This is a genomic window from Paracraurococcus ruber (assembly GCF_004353985.1).
Taxonomy (GTDB): Bacteria; Pseudomonadota; Alphaproteobacteria; order Acetobacterales; family Acetobacteraceae; genus Paracraurococcus; species Paracraurococcus ruber.
Map to the genome: position 1 here is coordinate 1 of NZ_SMOA01000111.1, position 16,632 is coordinate 16,632.

Here is a 16,632-nt window from a genome sequence, read left to right on the forward strand (position 1 = left end):
GCGCGGCGCCGGGCGCCGGGGCGGTCACGCTGGCGCCCGCCTGGCTGCCGACCTGGGCGCCCGCCGGGCTGCCCGCCTGGCTGCCCCCTTGGGCGAAGGCCGGCGCGGCGAGGAGCAGGAGGCCGGTGGCGAGCAGGCTGCGGCGCAGAGTGGTGCTGGCGATGCGGTGCATGGTTGGCTCCTGAAGCGGTCTGCGTCCGGTGCTCCGGGCGCAGGACGAAGCCTCGCCCCGCCACCTGTCCGCCGCGGGGCGGCTTCAGGGTGATTTCGCGTCCATCACGGCGGTGGCGTGGCGATGATGGCGGGCCGCCATGATCGACGGGGAGGCGGGGTCCCCCTGGCGCTTCGCTCGGCCGGCCGCGTCGGCCGGCGGATGGAGGCGCTTCGAGCCCGCACGGTCCGGGCCGCGCCGCCCGGCGCGCCCTCCGGGTGAGCGTCGCCAGGCTCGGGGAATGCCGGATCTGGGCCGGGCATGTCCCGGGGCACGACCGACACACCCACACCACCGCGCGGGCCGCAGCCCCGGGCGACGATCGCATGCCGTCCCGCGGAGCCCGTGCCATGCCGGAGAGGGCGATGCAGGGCACGCCTGCCGCCATCGCCGGCGCCGCCAGCCCCTCCCCGGAGCGGTTGCCGTTCGCCATGGCGCACGGCAACCGCTCCGGTCATTCGGATCGACGAGCATCCTCACCCGCTCGGGTGCGTCCACCTGAGCGGGATCTGCTCTCGTGTCCCGAATCCGAAGTCCGCCGCCACTGGCGGCGCCCTTCGGTTCGGACCACCCGCCTTCGTTTGCGGTGGCCTGCTGATCCGCGGAGTTCGCAGCGGGTGGCTGCGAACTCCGCGGGCAGGACACGAGCCGGAAACAGGCAGACGCGGGGCTCGGCGGCGTCCCTCCCGGCCCCGGCGCCGCCGAGGTCGTCGCGCCGGTCGCCGCGATCCCGCCGCCCGCCCGCCTTCCCGCGCCGCCGGCGATGCCTGTGCGCCACCGCACTGGTTTGGTTCCGTAACTCTTGTATCCTCCGCCGCCGGATCCGCAGGACGGGGGGACGGCATGATCATCGGACGGGCTGCGGCGGGCGACCGCCTGGTGCAGGGGCCGGTCACCCTGGCCCTCCAGGCCGCCCTCACCCGCGCCGGCCAGGCGCTGGATGGCGACGGCGTCTTCGGCGGCGATACCGACCGGGCGCTTCGCCGCTGGCAGGCGGCGAACGGGCTGCCCGCCACCGGGCAGCTGGACGCCGATGGCTGGCGCCGGCTGGCGGGCAGCGAGCCGCCGTCGATCTTCGACCTCTGCCTCTCCATCACTGCGGATTTCGAAGGAACGTCCTTCGACCGGGTGGTGGGCAATTTCGACGGCGCCGGCATCACCTTCGGCCTGATCGGCTTCACCCTGGTGAATGGCGAGCTGAAGAAGCTGCTCACCGCCATCGAGGCGGGCAGGCCGGGGGCGGTGGCCGGGGCCTTCGGCCAGCTCTTCCCCGAGCTCATGGACATCCTCGACGCCCCCAAGGCACGCAAGCTCGCCTGGGCCGACGACATCTCGCGCGGCGCCTCGAAGGGCGCGGTGGACCCGCACTGGGAGGCCGCCTTCAAGCGCCTGGGCGCGTCGCCCGAGGCGCGGCGGGCGCAGATGCTGCGCGCCTACACCGTCTACTGGCAGGCCGCCCGCTCGCTGGCGGCGCTGGTCGTCGGGGGCGGCGCGATGACGGCGCTGGATGCCGCGCTGTTCTTCGACATCGCGGTCCAGAACAGCGTGAGCGCGGAGGAGCGCGCCGCGCTGGCGGCCCTGGCCACCGGCGGGACGGCCGGCGCCGAGCGGCGCGCCGCCGTGGCGCGCATCATCGCCGATGGCAGCTCCGCCCGGTTCCGGGCCGATGTGCTGGCCCGCAAGCTCACCTTCTCGCAGAGCCAGGGGACGGTGCACGGGTCGCGCTACAGCCTGGACGTGTGGGGGCTGGATGACCGCCCCCTGCCGCAGGGGGCGCTCGACGCGCCGTCGCGCATCATCGACAGCATCGCCGGTGGCAAGGGCGGGACCGGGGACGTCGCCCTGGCACCGGATTCCGAGGCCGGGGAAGCGGCGACGGTGTCGCTGCCGCCCGCCCTGCCCGTGCCGGCAAGCGCCGCCGCCAGCCCGCATGCCGGCTGGGACCTGTATGCGGAATTCCGCGCCTTCGTCGCCACGCTCGGCCTGCGGCATTTCAGCCCGGACGAGCTGCTCTTCCTCGGGAGCCAGCAGGCGGGCGGCAAATGCGCCGGGCTCAACACCCATCCGCCGCGCGAGCTGTGGCCGAGCATCGCGCCGACCGCGGCCGTGCTGGACCGGCTGCGCGGCGACCTCGGCGTGCCGATCCGGATCCTCAGCGCCTATCGCAGCCCCGCCTACAACCAATGCATCGACGGCTCGGCCAGCAACAGCATGCACATGCGCTACAACGCGATCGACTTCGCCTGCCAGACCGGCACCCCGGCGGACTGGGCGGCGCGGCTGCAGGACTACCGCTCGCGGGCGATCTTCCGGGGCGGCATCGGCGTGTACCGCAGCTTCGTGCATGTCGACACGCGGGGCGTGAACGCCACCTGGACCGGCTGAGCGCGGGCGCCGCCGCGGCCATGGGGCGGGACCGGGTCCCGCCCGCCGGCGGCGGCTACAGCCCCGCCTTCGCCGGTACCCGCACCTCGCCCTCGACGATCCGCACCGGCACGGCCTCCAGCGCCTCCCCGATGCAGGGGCCGGTCAGGCACTGCCCGTCCTCGATCCGGAAGCGGGCGCCATGGACCGAGCAGAGGATCACCTGCTTCCGCGGGTCGAGGAAGCGGTCCGGCAGGGGTTCCAGCGGCAGGCCGATATGCGGGCAGGCATTGACATAGACCCGTACCCGCCCGTCCTTGCGCACCGCGAAGAGACCGGTGAAGCCGCCGGGCGGCGCCGGGAAGCCCTTCGCCCCGCCCTCCGGGATATCCTCCAGCCGGCAGAGGACGCGTTCCTCCGCCTCGGTTGCCTGCGCCATCATCCTCCCCCGGCAAGGCGGTGCCTGGCATGCCAGTCGGCGATGCTCTCCTCCGGGTAGCCGTCGAAGCGCAGGTCCCGCGGCCCCGCCTCCACCGCCACCCAGGGCGCCTTGAATTCCAGCATGATGTGAGTCGAGTCCGGCGCCGCCGGCAAGGGCGTATCGATGGCCGAGGCGAAGGGGTGCAGCAGGTCCGGCCAGCGCGCGTCGAACAGCCACAGCGCGCTGCCGCAGCGGCCGCAGAAATGCCGCTCGGCCGGGCTGCGATGGGCGCGGGCATCGCCCGGGCCCTTCATCCGGGCGTGGTAGATGGCGATGTGCCGCTTGCCGGTGACGCGCAGGCTGGTGGCCTCGGCGCCCAGGTTGACGGCATAGCCACCACCGCCCTGGGTCTTGCGGCAGATCGAGCAGTAGCAGCGCTGGTAGGGATAGGGATGCCGGCTCTCGACGCGGAACCGCACCGCGCCGCAATGGCAGGAGCCTTCGAGCCGCATCCGCACCCTCCCCCGGCCGGCGCTATCGCCGCGCCCACCCCCCCAGCTTGCACAGCTTCCGCCAATGCGCCTCCCCCACCGGCATCACGGAGAGGCGCGATTGCCGCACCAGCGCGAGATCGGCGAAGTCCGGGTCGGCCTTGATGGCGGCCAGCGTGACCGGCTGCGGCAGCGGGCCCACCGCCTGCATGTCCACGCAGACCCAGCGGCCGGTCTCGTCGGTCGGGTCGGGATAGGCTTCCCGCACCACCTCGACCACGCCGACGATCTCCTTGCCGATGTTGGAGTGGTAGAAGAACGCCAGGTCGCCGACCCGCATGGCCTTCAGGTTGTTGGCGGCCAGCGCGTTGCGCACCCCGGTCCAGGGCTCCACGCCGTTCTGCACCTGCTCGTCCCAGGAAAAGGCGTCCGGTTCGCTCTTCACCAGCCAGGTGGCCATCGGTTCCCCTCGCATCGTCGTTGCGGAGAGTAACGATGGCGGCGACGGCTTCAATCCGCGGCGATCCCGCCCTAGGGTGTGGGGGTGGAAACCGCCGACACACGCCCCCTCGGTCCGCCGCTCGCCGGCCCCGCCCCCGCGCCGCGCGCCGGGGGCAGCCTGCACCGCTTCGCCAATCCCGGCCGCTTCCTGCGGCTGGCCGCGAAGGTGCAGCCCTGGCTGACCGGGGCCGCCCTGCTGGTGCTGGCCATCGGCCTGCCCTGGGCGCTGGTCTTCTCCCCGCCCGACTGGCAGCAGGGCGAGACCGTCCGCATCCTCTATATCCATGTCCCGATGGCCTGGCTGGCCATGGGTGGCTATGCCGGCCTCGCCATCGGGTCCGCCATGGCGCTGATCTGGCGGCACCCGCTGGCCGACCTCGCCTGCCGCGAACTCTCCCCGGTCGGCGCGCTGGTCACCGCGCTCTGCCTTGCCACCGGCAGCCTTTGGGGCAAGCCGATGTGGGGCACCTGGTGGGTCTGGGACGCCCGCCTCACTTCCGTGCTGGTGCTGTTCTTCCTCTGGCTCGGCCATGCCGCCCTGGTGCGTGCCTTCGACGACGCGGAGCGCGGGGCGCGCATGGGCGCCATCCTGGCCCTGATCGGCGCGGTGAACCTGCCGGTCGTGAAGTTCAGCGTGGACTGGTGGAACACCCTGCACCAGCCGGCCAGCGTGACCAGGATCAATGCGCCCGGCCTGCATGTGGACATCCTCTACCCGCTGCTGGTCTGCGCGCTGGGCTTCACCCTGGCCTTCGCCGCGCTGGTGCTGGCACGGACCCGGGCGGCGGTGATGGAACGCCGGATCCGGGCGCTGCAACTGGCCGCGGCGCGGCGGGCGGAGGCGGCGTGACGACCACCATGCGACTCCGGGACGGGACCTTGCCCCCTCCGGGACCCTCCCCCGCCAAAGGCCGAAGGGCCTTTGGAAACCATGAGGTTCCGCTTCCATGACGCTGCACTGGGCCCATGTGAGCGTCAGCTATCTCCTCGTGCTCGGGGGGTTCGCCGCGGTCACCGTCGCCACCACGCTGCGGCTTTCCGCCGCGCGGCGGCGGCTGGACGCGCTGGACCCCAGGACGCGGCGGCAACGGGACGACGCATGACACGCAAACGCCGGCGGCTCTGGCTGCTGCTGCTGTGCGGGCTGGGGCTCGGCAGCGCCACCGCCCTGACCCTCACCGCCTTCCAGGACAACCTGGTCTTCTTCCGCTCGCCCTCCGACATCGCGCGGGAGATTCCTCCGGCCGGCCGTGCCTTCCGCCTCGGCGGCCTGGTGGAGCCGGGCAGCGTGGCGAAGGCGACCGGCCCGGACGGCAAGCCGGAAGCCCGCTTCCGGGTGACGGATGGCCCCAACGCCATCCCCGTCACCTATGCCGGCGTGCTGCCCGACCTGTTCCGCGAAGGCCAGGGCGTGGTCACCCTCGGCAAGCTGGGCCCCGACGGCGTGTTCCGCGCATCCGAGGTGCTGGCGCGGCACGACGAGACCTACATGCCGCCCGAGGTCGCCGACGCGCTGAAGCGCAGCGGCCACTGGAACCCGGCCCAGGGCGCGCCGCCGCCGGCCGCCACCTGGAACACGCTGGACCCGGCCCGGCCGCCCACCCCGGGGAGAAGCGGCTCGTGATCCCGGAAATCGGCCATTTCGCGCTGGCCCTGGCGCTGGCCCTCTCGCTCGCCCAGGTCGTGACCGGCCTCTGGGGCGCGCATCGGGCCGAGGCGCGGCTGATGTCCGCCACCGCCCCGCTGGCCGCCGGCGTGCTGATCGCGGTCGCCGCATCCGCCGGCTGCCTGGTCTGGGCCTATGTGGTGAACGACACCACCGTGCTGAACGTGGTGCAGAACAGCCATTCGGCGAAGCCGCTGCTCTACAAGATCAGCGGGACCTGGGGGAACCATGAGGGCTCGATGGTCCTCTGGGTGCTCATCCTGGCGCTCTGCGGCGGCGCGGTCGCGGCCTTCGGGAACAACCTTCCCTCCGCCCTGCAGGCGCGGGTGCTGGCGATCCTCGCCCTGGTGTCCTTCGGCTTCCTCGCCTTCATCCTGGCGACGTCCAACCCCTTCCAGCGGATGTGGCCGCCGCCGCCGGACGGCCAGGGCCTGAACCCGATCCTGCAGGACCCCGGCCTCGCCTTCCATCCGCCGCTGCTCTACCTCGGCTATGTCGGCTTCGCCGTGACCTATGCCTTCGCGGTCGCCGCGCTGATCGAGGGGCGGGTGGACGCCGCCTGGGGCCGCTGGGTGCGGCCCTGGGCGCTGGCGGCCTGGTCCTTCCTCACCCTCGGCATCGCCCTCGGGTCCTGGTGGGCCTATTACGAGCTGGGCTGGGGCGGCTACTGGTTCTGGGACCCGGTGGAGAACGCCTCCCTCCTCCCCTGGCTGGCCGGCTGCGCCCTGCTGCACAGCGCCATCGTGGTGGAGAAGCGGGAGGCGCTGAAGACCTGGACCGTCTTCCTCGCCCTCGTCGCCTTCGGCATGTCGCTGCTGGGCACCTTCCTGGTGCGGTCCGGCGTGCTGACCAGCGTGCACGCCTTCGCCAACGACCCGGCGCGCGGCATGGTCATCCTCGGCCTGCTCGCGGTCTTCATCGGCGGCGGCTTCGCGCTGTTCGCCTGGCGCGCGGCGGCGATGGTGCCGACCGGCGTCTTCGCGCCGCTGTCGCGCGAGGGCTCGCTGGTGCTGAACAACCTGCTGCTCTGCTCGATCGCGGCGGTGGTCCTGGTCGGCACGCTCTACCCGATGTTCGCCGACCTGCTGCTGTCGGAGAAGATCTCGGTCGGGCCGCCCTTCTTCAACCTGGCGACCCTGCCGCTGGCCGTGCCGCTGGTCCTCGCCATGGGCTTCGGCCCGGTGCTGCCCTGGAAGCGCGCGCGGGTCTTCCCGGCGCTGCAGCGGCTGTGGTGGGCGGCGCTGGCCGGCCTCGGCGTGCTGCTGCTCTGCCTGGCCATCGCGGGCGAGCGGATCGGCCCGGCGCTCGGCTTCGGCGCCGCCGCCTGGATCCTCTTCGCCGCGCTGGCCGATATCGCCGACCGCATCGCGCTGCTCAGCCGGCCGCGGGCGGCCTGGGCGCGGGCCAAGGGCCTGCCGCGCGCCGCCTGGGGCGGGGCGGTGGCGCATGCCGGCCTTGGCGTCATGATCCTCGGCCTCGCGGGCATGGGCCTGGCCACCGACCGGCTGGCGCTGCTGAAGCCGGGCGAATCCACCACCCTGGCCGGCATCGAGTACCGGCTGGTGGGGCTGCGCGACGTGCAGGGCCCCAACTGGACCGCCCGCCGCGCCACCGTGGAACTGCGCGATGCCGGCCGCCTGGTCACCACCATGGAGGCCGACAAGCGCAACTTCGCCGTCTCCCGCATGACCACGACCGAGGCGGCGATCCACACCACCCTGCTGCGCGACCTCTATCTGGTGATGGGGGAGGAGCGGGAGGGCGGCGCGGTGCTGCGCATCCATGACAACCCGCTGGCGCCCTGGATCTGGTTCGGCGCCGCCATCATGGCGCTGGGCGGCGGCCTCTCGCTCAGCGACCGGCGCATGCGCGTCTCGGCGCCCGCCGCGAAGCTGGCCCGGGGCGGGGAGGCGCGGGCATGAGCGCGACCACCCCCGGGGCGCGGCCGGCAGCGCCGCGCCGCCGCCTGCTGCTGCTGGCCCCGCTCGGCGTCGCCGCAGCGGCCGGGGCCGGGTTCTTCGCCATGCTGCGCGGCCTCGGCACCGGCAGCTACGACCCGAAGGGCGTGCCCTCCGCCCTGCTCGGCAAGCCGGCGCCGGACTTCGCCCTGCCGCCGCTGGAGGGCGCGGACCGCCCCGCCCTCGCCGCCGCCGACCTGCGCGCGGCCGGGCGGCCGGTGCTGGTCAACTTCTTCGCCTCCTGGTGCGTGCCCTGCGTGATCGAGCACCCGCAGCTCATGAAGCTCTCGCGCGAGGGCGTGCCGGTGCTGGGCGTCGCCTACAAGGACAAGCCGGCCGACGCGCTGGGCTTCCTGCAGAAGCATGGCAACCCCTACCAGCGGCTGGGGGTGGACCTGCCCGGGCGCATCGCCATCGACTGGGGCCTCTACGGCGTGCCGGAGACCTACCTGATCGACCGCGGCGGCATCATCCGCTGGCGCTGGGCCGGCCCGGTGACGGAGGAGACGGTGGCGCAGCAGCTGCGCCCGCTACTGAAGACCCACGCATGACGCGGCTGGCCACCCTGCTGCCGGGGCTGGCGCTGCTGGCCGCCGCCGGCCTCGCCCCTGGCATCCCCCTTGGCATCCCCCTTGGCATCGCCCCCGCCCTCGCCGCCGTGTCCGACCCGGCCGAGATGCTGCGCGACCCGGGGCAGGAGGAACGGGCGCGGCAGATCGGCCGCGAGCTGCGCTGCATGGTCTGCCAGAACCAGTCCATCGAGGACAGCGATGCCGAGCTGGCGCGCGACCTGCGCCGCATCGTCCGGGAACAGGTCTCGGCCGGGCGGAGCGAGTCCGAGGTGCTGCGCTTCGTCCATGACCGCTATGGCGACTTCGTCCTGCTGCGCCCGCCGGTGAAGCCGGAGACCTATCTCCTGTGGGGGACCCCGGTGCTGGCGCTCGGCGCCGGCCTCGTCCTCATCCTCGGCATGCGGCGCCGCCGCGCCGCCCTGGCCGGCGAGGCGGCGGCGGAGCTTTCCGCCGCCGAGCGCGCGCGGCTCGACCGGATCGAGATGCAGGCGCGGGAGAGACGCGGCGCGTGATCCGCCTTTCCTGCCGCCCGCGCCCATCCCTGCCCGAGGCCCCATGACCTGGTTTCCCTTCTGGCCTCTGGTGGGCCTGCTGGCCCTGGCCGCGCTCGCGCCGCTCGCCGTCGCGCTGATCTCCCCGCCGCGGGCGCGCGGCCGGCGGGAAGCCGATCTCGGCCTCTACCGCGCCCAGATGGCGGAGCTGGAGCGGGAGAAGGCGGCCGGCCGGCTGGACGACCAGGCCTATCGCGCCGCCCAGCTCGAGGTGCAGCGCCGCCTGCTCGCGGCGCCCGAGGATGCCGGGCCGGCCATCACCGGCACCGGCCGCAAGGCGCTGCTGGCGACGCTGTTCGGCGTGCCCGCCCTCGCCCTCGGCCTCTATGTCTGGGGCGGCATCCCGGAGATGCCCTCGGCCACCTTCGCCATGCGGGAGGAGGCGGCGATGCGGGACGAGCTGATCCTCGCCCAGCTGCGCGACCGCCTCACGCAGCTGCCGCCCAATACCGACCAGGCCCGGCAGGGCTGGGCGCTGCTGGCGAAGGCGGAGCGCGACCGCGGCAACCTGGTGGGCGCGGCGGATGCCTATCGCCGCGCGATGTTCGGCAAATTCGATGCCGAGACGGCGGCCCAGCTGGCGCAGGTGCTGCTGGAGGACGGGAAGATCGAGGATGCCGGGGCGCTGCTGCGCGCCGCCCTGCCGCAGGCGCCGCAGCATATCGGGCTGCGCTTCCTGGCCGGCATGGCGGAGGCCCGGGCCGGCCGCAACGACAGCGCCCGCGCCGCCTGGCGCGCCCTGATCGCCGATGCGCCGCCCGAGGCACCCTGGCGCGCCATGGTCGAGCGACGGATGAACGAGCTGCCCTGACGGGGCGGCCGCGCGGCGCGGTGGCCGCCGGCGCGGCCCATGCCGACGGCCGGATGGCATGGGCCGCGCCGGCGCTGCCGCCCCGGGCGGTCAGAACCGCAGCGGCGTCGCCTGCACCACCAGGGGCAGCGCCCGCACCTCGGCCAGTACCGGGTCGGGCAGCGGCCCATCCAGGCTCACCAGGCAGATGGCATCGCCGCCCGGGGCGGACCGGCCCAGGTGGAAGGTGGCGATGTTGATGCCGGCATTGGCCAGCACCATGCCGAAGCGGCCGATGAAGCCCGGCCGGTCCTGATTCGTGACATAGAGCATGTCGGGGGCGAAATCCGCCTCCACCGCGATGCCCTTGATCTCGACCAGGCGCGGCCGGGAATCCCCGACCAGGGTGCCGGCGACGCTCCGCTCGCCATCCTCGCTGGCGATGGTGACCCGCAGCAGGGATGCGTAGTCGCCGCGGCGCTCATGCACCGTCTCGGCGACCTCCATCCCGCGCTCCTTCGCCACCACCGGGGCGTTGACCATGTTCACCGCGCCCATCAGCGGCGCGAGGGTCCCGGCCAGCGCCGCCGCGGTCAGCGGCCGGCGGTTCAGCTCGGCGACATGGCCCTCGTACTCCACCCGGATCGACCGGATGGCGCTGCCGCGCGCCGCCGTCAGCTGCCCGGCCAGGGCGCCCAGCAGCTGCGCCAGCGCCATGTAGGGCTTGAGGCGCGGCGCTTCCTCGGCGGTCACGCTGGGCATGTTGATGGCGTTGGAGACGGCGCCGCTCAGCAGGTAGTCGGCCATCTGGTCGGCCACCTGCAGCGCCACATTCTCCTGCGCCTCGGCCGTCGCGGCGCCGAGATGCGGGGTGCAGACCACGTTCTCGAGGGCAAACAGCGGGCTGTCGGTCGCCGGCTCCTCCTCGAAGACGTCGAGCGCGGCGCCGGCGAGGTGCCCGGACTTCAGGGCGTCGTACAGCGCCGCCTCGTCCACCAGCCCGCCGCGGGCGCAGTTGATCAGCCGCGCGCCCTTCTTCAGCTTCGCCAGGTTCTCGCGGCTGAGGATGTTGCGGGTCTGCTCGGTCAGCGGCGCGTGCAGGGTGACGATGTCCGCCCGCTCCAGCAGCTCGTTCAGCTCCACCTTCTCGACACCCAGCTCCAGCGCCCGCTGGGCCGAGAGGAAGGGGTCGAAGGCCACCACCTTCATCTTCAGCCCGACCGCGCGGTCCGCGACGATGGAGCCGATATTGCCGCAACCGATGAGGCCGAGCGTCTTGCCGAACAGCTCGACGCCCATGAAGCGGTTCTTCTCCCACTTCCCGGCCTTGGTGCTGGCGCTGGCGTCCGGGATCTGCCGGGCGAGCGCGAACATCATGGCGATCGCATGCTCGGCCGTGGTGATGGCATTGCCATAGGGCGTGTTCATCACCACGACGCCGCGCTGCGTCGCGCTGGTGACGTCGACATTGTCCACGCCGATGCCGGCGCGGCCGACCACCTTCAGGTTCGGCGCGGCCTCCATCAGCTCGCGCGTCACCTTGGTGGCGCTGCGCACCGCCAGCCCGTCGAAGGGGGCGATGATGCCGCGGATCTCCGCCGGGCTGAGGCCCGGCCGGAACTCCACCTCGATCCCGCGCCGCCTGAAGATCTCGATCGCGGCGGGGGAAAGCTTGTCGGAGATGAGGACCTTCGGCATCACGCGGCCGCCGTCCTGCCATGCCGCTCCGCGGCGGGCGCATGCGCGGCTTCCACCTGCGCGAAGGCCCAGTCGAGCCAGGGCAGCAGCGCCTCGATGTCGCTGGTCTCCACCGTGGCGCCGCCCCAGATGCGCAGGCCCGGCGGCGCGTCGCGATAGGCGCCGGCATCCAGCGCCACGCCCTGCTTCTCCAGCAGCGTGGCGAGCGCCTTCGCCGCGGCCGCCTGCGCCTCGGCATCCAGCGCCTGGAACCAGGGCGCGACGATCTTCAGGCAGATGGAGGTGCAGGACCGCGTCGTCGGATCCTCCGCCAGGAACGCCGCCCAGGGCGTGCGCTCGACCCAGGCGGCGACGGCGGCGAGGTTGGCCTCCGACCGGGCGATGAGACCCGTGAGGCCGCCGACGCTCTCGGCCCAGCGCAGCCCGTCCACCGCATCCTCGACCGCGAGCATGGAGGGCGTGTTGATCGTCTCGCCCTTGAAGATGCCCTCGTTCAGCTTGCCGCCCTTGGTCATGCGGAAGATCTTCGGGAGAGGCCAGGACGGGGTGTAGCTCTCCAGGCGGGCCACCGCGCGGGGCGACAGCGCCAGCATGCCATGCGCCGCCTCGCCGCCCAGCACCTTCTGCCAGGACCAGGTGACGACATCGAGCTTCGCGTAGTCGAGGTCCATGGCGAAGGCGGCGCTCGTCGCGTCGCAGATCACCAGACCCTCGCGCTCCGTCGGGATGAAGTCGGCGTTCGGCAGCCGCACGCCCGACGTCGTGCCGTTCCAGACCATCACCAGGTCGCGCGTGCCATCGGCGTCCAGCCTCGGCAGGCGGCCGTAATCGGCCTTGATCACGCGCGCATCCGACAGCCTGAGCTGCTTGACGACATCCGTCGCCCAGTCGCCGGAAAAACTCTCCCAGGCCAGGATGTCGACGCCGCGGGCGCCGAGCATGGACCACAGCGCCATCTCCACCGCGCCGGTGTCGGACGCCGGGACGATGCCCAGCCGCCAGTCGGCCGGCAGGCCGAGTATGACGCGGCTGCGGTCGATCACCTCCGCCAGGCGCGCCTTCGGGTCCTTGGCGCGGTGGCTGCGGCCGAGCAGGGCGCCCGACAGCGCCTCCAGCGTCCAGCCGGGACGCTTGGCGCAGGGGCCGGAGGAAAACCGGGGATTCGCCGGGCGGATGTCCGGCATGCGGGCGCTGGCCGACCTTTCGGCCGCAACAGGGGTATTGGCCGGCCTTTCGGCCGCAACGGGGGTATTGGCCGGCCTTTCGGCCGCAACGGGGGTATTGGCCGGCCTTTCGGCCGCAACGGGGGTATTGGCCGGCCTTTCGGCCGGCGGGGGGGCGGCGATCGCCATGCGGGTGCTCCCTTCCAGAAGCGGATGCGTCCCGGTGGGGGGACGTGGCCCGCCGGCAGAGCTAATGCAGCCGCGCCGCGCTTGCAACGCCGGCCTGCATCGTCACCGCAGCAGCGACAGGATGCTGCCCGTGCCGGTCGCCGTGCCGCTGCCGGCCTGCGCCATGACGTAGCGCTGCGCCAGCTGCTGCAGCTTCTTCGGGTCCTGCAGATCCTCGAGCTTCAGGCGGCTGGTGATGGCGCGCGCCTGGGTCTCCACCGGCTGGACGGCGATCTGCGACGGCAGGCCGAGCGCGCCGGTGACCACCCGCCGCAGCACCGCATTGCCCAGGATGCCGAAGACATCCGTCTCCCCGGGCGCGTTCTTCAGGAAGTAGAGCGCGTCGGAGAGGCCGGCATTCCGGTCATCGAGCCCCTTCTGGTACTGGTACTGCAGATAGGCGTCCTTCAGCCTGGACGCGATGGCGGGGTCCTTCAGCCCGGCCAGCCCCTTCTCCCGCAGGTTCAGCGTGGCGGCGGCGTCGCTGAAGCGGCTGCCGAGATTGGCCAGCAGCCCGTTCGGGTCCTTGGGGTCTGCCAGCAGCGCCTTCTGCACCAGGCCCGGGAATTCCGCCTGGTCCGCCAGGCCGAGCGCCGGCAGCAGCACCGCCAGCACCCGCGGATCCTGCAGCGCCGCCTTCACGTCTCTGGCCTTGGCCAGCGCCGCGTCGAACTGCTTCAGCGCGGTGATCGTGACGGGGTCCTTCTTCTCCTGCGCGACGCCCCTGGCCTCGGCGCCCGGTGCCTGGGCGGCCTTCAGCGCGGCCAGCGCCGAGACGGCGTCGCCGGAGGATGTCGTGCTGGTCCCGCCGCCCAGCAGGGCATTGGCGAGGGAGAGGCTGATCTGGACCATGGCCACCGGCAGCCTGCGGCCGGGCCACTGAAATCCGGGTTAAGTCGGGCGGCCCGCGCCGCCGCGGGCCGTTCCTGCCGAAGGCCCCCTGCCGAAGGGGTGACGTCCCCCACCCCCCGGCGGGGCGGGCGCCGGCAGCGCTGCCCGGGCCCGCGGCGACCACACGGCCCGGCCGGCGCCGAGCCCGGTCGGCTCAGTCGTCGCGGTGCACGCGCTCCATGCGCTCATGCCGCTCCTGCGCCTCGATCGACAGGGTGGCGATCGGCCGCGCCTCCAGCCGGCGAAGGCCGATCGGCTCGCCGGTCTCCTCGCAATAGCCGTAGGTGCCGTTCTCGATCCGCTCCAGCGCCTGGTCGATCTTGGAGATCAGCTTGCGGGCCCGGTCGCGGGTGCGGAGTTCCAGCGCGCGGTCGGTCTCGACGCTCGCCCGGTCGGTCAGGTCGGCCTCGGTGATCCCGCCGACGGACAGGCTGGCCAGGGTCTCCCCCGCCTCCCGCAGCAGGTCGCCGCGCCAGCGCAGCAGCTTCTGCCGGAAGTATTCCAATTGCCGGGGTGTCATGAATTCTTCGTCGTCGGTCGGACGGTAGTCGGGCGGCAGGGTGATCAGCATCGTCTGGACGGCCCCATTCCGGTCCGGGCCCAGGGTCGTGCGACCCCGCCCCGAAGTTGGCCGGACCATACAGGCGCACGGTTAGGCAAGCCAAGGGGTTACGCCACCGCAAAGTGCTGAAAGCGAGGGGTTTTCATGCCCCTGACACGCCGCCCTTCCAGCCGCGCCGGGCCAGTTCCACCTTCGCGCGCAGGAGGATCGCGGCAACCGCGTCCCGCAGGATGGGATCGGCGGCCTCCTCCCCCGATTGCAGCGCGGCAAGGCGTGCCAGCGCAACAGGATCGGGTCCATCCCGGAGCAGCGCCAGCTGCAGGGACTGCAACTCTTGCAGGACCGACTCGGCCCGGCGCTTCGCCGCCTGGTCGCGGCCGGCGCGCTCGCCCCCCTCCTGCACCGCCAAAAGGGACAGGCCGACCGCCGCCGTGGACGCCGGTCCCTCGGCCTGCCCGGCCGCGGCCGCATCCCCGCCCGCCGGCAGGCTGAAGCCGCCGGCGGACCGGCCGGCGGCGCGCCCGGTCCGCACCGGGCCGCCCGCCGTGACCCTGCCGAGTTCGCGCATCCTGCCCTCCCCCCCTGCCCCCTTCTGCCGCCGGGCGGCAAACCCTGCCGGCCAACCCGGCAAGCCCCGCCGCCGAAGCCGGCCCAGGGGCTGGCACGCCGGTTGCGAATACCCCGGCACCTGCGGGACGGAGGGCAGCGTGGCCAAAAATGCTTTCGCAAGGGCGAAAACCGCCTTCGCGCTAGCGGCCAAGATTGCGCTGCTCTCCGTCCTCGGGGGCCTGCCGCCGGCCGAGGCGCAGCCGGTCCGCATCAAGGACATCGCCGATGTCGAAGGGGTGCGGGACAACCAGCTGGTCGGCTACGGCCTGGTGGTCGGCCTGGCCGGCACCGGCGACCGGCTGCGCACCGCCATCTTCACCCGCCAGACCCTGATCGGCATGCTCGAACGCCTGGGCGTCAACACCCGGGACAACGAGGCGCGGCTCGACACCCGCAACGTCGCCGCCGTCATGGTCACCGCCAACCTGCCGGCCTTCGCCCGCCCGGGCAGCCGGATCGACGTCGCCGTCTCGGCGCTGGGCGACGCCACCAACCTGCAGGGCGGCACGCTGCTGGTCACCCCGCTGCTCGGCGCGGACGGGGAGGTCTATGCGGTCTCCCAGGGCGCGGTCTCCACCGGCGCGGTGGCGGCGCGCGGCGCCGGCGCCAGCATCCAGCGCGGCGTGCCGACCAGCGCGCGCATCGCCTCCGGCGCCATCGTCGAGCGGGAGATCCCCTATGCGCTCGGGGCGCGCAATTCGCTGCGCCTCGCGCTGCGCAATCCCGACCTGACCACCGCCCGGCGCATCGCCAACGCCATCAACCGCGCCGCCGGCACCGGCCTCGCCGCGGCGACCGACCCGCGGACCGTGGCGCTGAACCTGAACGGCCGCGACCCGGTCGCCACCCTCGCCGAGATCGAGCAGCTCCGCGTCGAGCCCGACCAGATCGCCCGCGTCGTCATCGAGGAAGCCAGCGGCACCATCGTCATGGGCGCCAATGTGCGGGTTTCCACCGTGGCGATCGCCCAGGGCAACCTGACGATCCGCATCACCGAGACGCCGCAGGTCAGCCAGCCCAACGCCTTCGGCCAGGGCGAGACCGTGGTGGTGCCGCGCACCAACATCGAGGTGGACGACCAGGCCGAGCGGCGGGTCGGCGTGCTCCAGGGCGGCGTCACCCTGCAGGAACTGGTGCGCGGGCTGAACGCGCTCGGTGTCGGGCCGCGCGACCTGATCTCGATCCTGCAGGCGATCAAGGCGGCAGGCGCCCTGCAGGCGGAGATGGAGCTGCGATGATCCAGCCCCTGACCGCGGCGGAACGCGCCGCCGTCCCGCCGAAATTGCGCCAGGCCGCGCAGGCCTTCGAGGCGCAGGCGCTGGCGTCGCTGCTGAAGCCTGCCTTCGCCACGCTCGATTCGCAGCGCGGCGCCTTCACCGGCGGCGCGGCGGAGGCGCAATGGCGCCCGATGCTGGTCGACGCCATGGCGAAGGATGCCGTGCGGTCCGGCCAGGGCCTCGGCCTGTCCGACGCCATCCTGCGCGAATTGCTGCGCCGCCAGTCAAACACCGCCGATACGGAGACCTCGCCATGACGGAGATGATGGACTCGCTGCTCGCCGCCGGCCGGCGGCTGGCGGAGGCGCTGCGGGCGGAGAACGAGGCGCTCGCCGCGCTCGACCTGCCGCGCGCCGCCGGCCTGGCCACGGCGAAGGCGCAGGCGACCGACGCCTTCGCCGCCGCCTATGCCGCGGCGGCGAAGACCGGGGCGCGCGCGGATGGCGCGCGGCGGCAGGAGACGGAAGCGCTGACATCGCGCCTGCAGGCGCTGGGCGAGGAGAATCGCCGCCTGCTGCAGCGGGCCATCGCCATCCAGTCGCAGGTGATCGAGACCATCGCCGGCGCGGCGCTGCCGAAGGCGGCGGCGCCGGGCTATGGCCGGGCCGGGCGGCCGGCGGCGCCGCGCCAGGCGCCGGCGCTGGCGATGGCGACGCGGGCCTGACAGCCCGCGCCGGGA

General features: G+C 73.4%; 19 protein-coding genes. 11 read left to right on the forward strand and 8 right to left on the reverse strand.

Features of this window, described 5'->3' with window-relative positions; all coding sequences use genetic code 11:
* The first annotated feature begins 1,054 nt into the window (after positions 1-1,054).
* On the forward strand, positions 1,055-2,596 hold the full coding sequence (locus tag E2C05_RS18455) for a D-Ala-D-Ala carboxypeptidase family metallohydrolase (RefSeq protein WP_200305948.1): 1,542 nt from the start codon (positions 1,055-1,057) through the stop codon (positions 2,594-2,596).
* Between the two features lie 55 nt (positions 2,597-2,651).
* On the opposite strand, the gene E2C05_RS18460 is transcribed toward E2C05_RS18455, so the two are convergent.
* Genes E2C05_RS18460 through E2C05_RS18470 form a run of 3 tightly spaced genes read right to left on the reverse strand, consistent with a single transcriptional unit; the run spans position 2,652 to position 3,947 of the window.
* Positions 2,652-3,014, reverse strand: a complete 363-nt coding sequence (locus tag E2C05_RS18460) for a Rieske (2Fe-2S) protein (RefSeq protein WP_133221124.1) — start codon at positions 3,012-3,014, stop codon at positions 2,652-2,654.
* A complete protein-coding gene (locus E2C05_RS18465) occupies positions 3,014-3,508 on the reverse strand; it encodes a GFA family protein (RefSeq protein WP_133221125.1) in 495 nt (164 codons plus the stop codon). The genes E2C05_RS18460 and E2C05_RS18465 overlap by 1 nt, the downstream gene beginning before the upstream one ends.
* A gap of 22 nt (positions 3,509-3,530) precedes the next feature.
* On the reverse strand, positions 3,531-3,947 hold the full coding sequence (locus tag E2C05_RS18470; RefSeq protein ID WP_133221126.1) for an EVE domain-containing protein: 417 nt from the start codon (positions 3,945-3,947) through the stop codon (positions 3,531-3,533).
* Between the two features lie 84 nt (positions 3,948-4,031).
* Between E2C05_RS18470 and E2C05_RS18475 the strand changes: the two genes are divergently transcribed.
* From E2C05_RS18475 to ccmI, 7 genes are all read left to right on the forward strand, one after another.
* Positions 4,032-4,838 carry a heme ABC transporter permease gene (locus E2C05_RS18475; RefSeq protein WP_133221127.1) on the forward strand — a complete coding sequence of 269 codons (807 nt, stop codon included), beginning with the start codon at positions 4,032-4,034 and terminating at the stop codon, positions 4,836-4,838.
* A gap of 97 nt (positions 4,839-4,935) precedes the next feature.
* Positions 4,936-5,091 carry a hypothetical protein gene (locus tag E2C05_RS33155; protein WP_158292224.1) on the forward strand — a complete coding sequence of 52 codons (156 nt, stop codon included), beginning with the start codon at positions 4,936-4,938 and terminating at the stop codon, positions 5,089-5,091.
* Positions 5,088-5,612 carry a cytochrome c maturation protein CcmE gene (gene ccmE / locus E2C05_RS18480; protein WP_133221128.1) on the forward strand — a complete coding sequence of 175 codons (525 nt, stop codon included), beginning with the start codon at positions 5,088-5,090 and terminating at the stop codon, positions 5,610-5,612. The genes E2C05_RS33155 and ccmE overlap by 4 nt, the downstream gene beginning before the upstream one ends.
* Positions 5,609-7,576, forward strand: a complete 1,968-nt coding sequence (locus E2C05_RS18485) for a heme lyase CcmF/NrfE family subunit (RefSeq protein ID WP_133221129.1) — start codon at positions 5,609-5,611, stop codon at positions 7,574-7,576. Before ccmE ends, E2C05_RS18485 begins: the two co-directional genes overlap by 4 nt.
* Positions 7,573-8,163, forward strand: a complete 591-nt coding sequence (locus E2C05_RS18490; RefSeq protein ID WP_133221130.1) for a DsbE family thiol:disulfide interchange protein — start codon at positions 7,573-7,575, stop codon at positions 8,161-8,163. Before E2C05_RS18485 ends, E2C05_RS18490 begins: the two co-directional genes overlap by 4 nt.
* A complete protein-coding gene (locus E2C05_RS18495; protein ID WP_133221131.1) occupies positions 8,160-8,696 on the forward strand; it encodes a cytochrome c-type biogenesis protein in 537 nt (178 codons plus the stop codon). Before E2C05_RS18490 ends, E2C05_RS18495 begins: the two co-directional genes overlap by 4 nt.
* A 43-nt stretch (positions 8,697-8,739) precedes the next feature.
* The gene (gene ccmI / locus E2C05_RS18500) at positions 8,740-9,546 is read left to right on the forward strand and encodes a c-type cytochrome biogenesis protein CcmI (protein WP_133221132.1); all 807 of its coding nucleotides are present in this window, start codon (positions 8,740-8,742) and stop codon (positions 9,544-9,546) included.
* Between the two features lie 90 nt (positions 9,547-9,636).
* Here ccmI and serA read toward each other — a convergent pair whose 3' ends face one another.
* From serA to E2C05_RS33160, 5 genes are all read right to left on the reverse strand, one after another.
* The gene (serA, locus tag E2C05_RS18505) at positions 9,637-11,223 is read right to left on the reverse strand and encodes a phosphoglycerate dehydrogenase (protein WP_133221133.1); all 1,587 of its coding nucleotides are present in this window, start codon (positions 11,221-11,223) and stop codon (positions 9,637-9,639) included.
* Entirely contained in the window at positions 11,223-12,407 is a 1,185-nt protein-coding gene (locus E2C05_RS18510) for a phosphoserine transaminase (RefSeq protein WP_133221134.1), read from the reverse strand. The genes serA and E2C05_RS18510 overlap by 1 nt, the downstream gene beginning before the upstream one ends.
* A 270-nt stretch (positions 12,408-12,677) precedes the next feature.
* Positions 12,678-13,466 (reverse strand): DUF1217 domain-containing protein, encoded by a 789-nt coding sequence (locus E2C05_RS18515; RefSeq protein WP_133221135.1) that lies wholly within the window; start codon positions 13,464-13,466, stop codon positions 12,678-12,680.
* 193 nt (positions 13,467-13,659) lie between these two features.
* The gene (gene dksA / locus E2C05_RS18520) at positions 13,660-14,073 is read right to left on the reverse strand and encodes an RNA polymerase-binding protein DksA (RefSeq protein WP_192912486.1); all 414 of its coding nucleotides are present in this window, start codon (positions 14,071-14,073) and stop codon (positions 13,660-13,662) included.
* A gap of 136 nt (positions 14,074-14,209) precedes the next feature.
* Positions 14,210-14,635 (reverse strand): flagellar assembly protein FliX, encoded by a 426-nt coding sequence (locus E2C05_RS33160; RefSeq protein WP_158292225.1) that lies wholly within the window; start codon positions 14,633-14,635, stop codon positions 14,210-14,212.
* A gap of 193 nt (positions 14,636-14,828) precedes the next feature.
* On the opposite strand from E2C05_RS33160, the gene E2C05_RS18530 reads away from it, so the two are divergent.
* From E2C05_RS18530 to E2C05_RS18540, 3 genes are read left to right on the forward strand one after another with little or no spacing between them, the layout of a single operon-like run.
* A complete protein-coding gene (locus tag E2C05_RS18530) occupies positions 14,829-15,914 on the forward strand; it encodes a flagellar basal body P-ring protein FlgI (protein ID WP_133221140.1) in 1,086 nt (361 codons plus the stop codon).
* Positions 15,911-16,210: a rod-binding protein gene (locus E2C05_RS18535; protein WP_133221138.1), complete on the forward strand. Its 300-nt coding sequence runs from the start codon at positions 15,911-15,913 to the stop codon at positions 16,208-16,210. The genes E2C05_RS18530 and E2C05_RS18535 overlap by 4 nt, the downstream gene beginning before the upstream one ends.
* A complete protein-coding gene (locus tag E2C05_RS18540) occupies positions 16,207-16,617 on the forward strand; it encodes a hypothetical protein (protein ID WP_133221139.1) in 411 nt (136 codons plus the stop codon). Before E2C05_RS18535 ends, E2C05_RS18540 begins: the two co-directional genes overlap by 4 nt.
* The last annotated feature ends 15 nt before the right edge of the window (positions 16,618-16,632 follow it).

What these genes read in the sequence shown, in the direction of transcription:
- ccmI (WP_133221132.1), top strand. Translation starts at nt 8,740, where the DNA reads ATGACCTGGTTTCCCTTCTGGCCTCTGGTGGGCCTGCTGGCCCTGGCC.
- E2C05_RS18460 (WP_133221124.1), bottom strand. Translation starts at nt 3,014, where the DNA reads ATGGCGCAGGCAACCGAGGCGGAGGAACGCGTCCTCTGCCGGCTGGAG.
- E2C05_RS18515 (WP_133221135.1), bottom strand. Translation starts at nt 13,466, where the DNA reads ATGGTCCAGATCAGCCTCTCCCTCGCCAATGCCCTGCTGGGCGGCGGG.
- serA (WP_133221133.1), bottom strand. Translation starts at nt 11,223, where the DNA reads ATGCCGAAGGTCCTCATCTCCGACAAGCTTTCCCCCGCCGCGATCGAG.
- E2C05_RS18455 (WP_200305948.1), top strand. Translation starts at nt 1,055, where the DNA reads ATGATCATCGGACGGGCTGCGGCGGGCGACCGCCTGGTGCAGGGGCCG.
- E2C05_RS18510 (WP_133221134.1), bottom strand. Translation starts at nt 12,407, where the DNA reads ATGCCGGACATCCGCCCGGCGAATCCCCGGTTTTCCTCCGGCCCCTGC.
- E2C05_RS18470 (WP_133221126.1), bottom strand. Translation starts at nt 3,947, where the DNA reads ATGGCCACCTGGCTGGTGAAGAGCGAACCGGACGCCTTTTCCTGGGAC.
- E2C05_RS18495 (WP_133221131.1), top strand. Translation starts at nt 8,160, where the DNA reads ATGACGCGGCTGGCCACCCTGCTGCCGGGGCTGGCGCTGCTGGCCGCC.
- E2C05_RS18540 (WP_133221139.1), top strand. Translation starts at nt 16,207, where the DNA reads ATGACGGAGATGATGGACTCGCTGCTCGCCGCCGGCCGGCGGCTGGCG.
- E2C05_RS33160 (WP_158292225.1), bottom strand. Translation starts at nt 14,635, where the DNA reads ATGCGCGAACTCGGCAGGGTCACGGCGGGCGGCCCGGTGCGGACCGGG.
- E2C05_RS18490 (WP_133221130.1), top strand. Translation starts at nt 7,573, where the DNA reads ATGAGCGCGACCACCCCCGGGGCGCGGCCGGCAGCGCCGCGCCGCCGC.
- E2C05_RS18465 (WP_133221125.1), bottom strand. Translation starts at nt 3,508, where the DNA reads ATGCGGCTCGAAGGCTCCTGCCATTGCGGCGCGGTGCGGTTCCGCGTC.
- E2C05_RS18535 (WP_133221138.1), top strand. Translation starts at nt 15,911, where the DNA reads ATGATCCAGCCCCTGACCGCGGCGGAACGCGCCGCCGTCCCGCCGAAA.
- E2C05_RS33155 (WP_158292224.1), top strand. Translation starts at nt 4,936, where the DNA reads ATGACGCTGCACTGGGCCCATGTGAGCGTCAGCTATCTCCTCGTGCTC.
- ccmE (WP_133221128.1), top strand. Translation starts at nt 5,088, where the DNA reads ATGACACGCAAACGCCGGCGGCTCTGGCTGCTGCTGCTGTGCGGGCTG.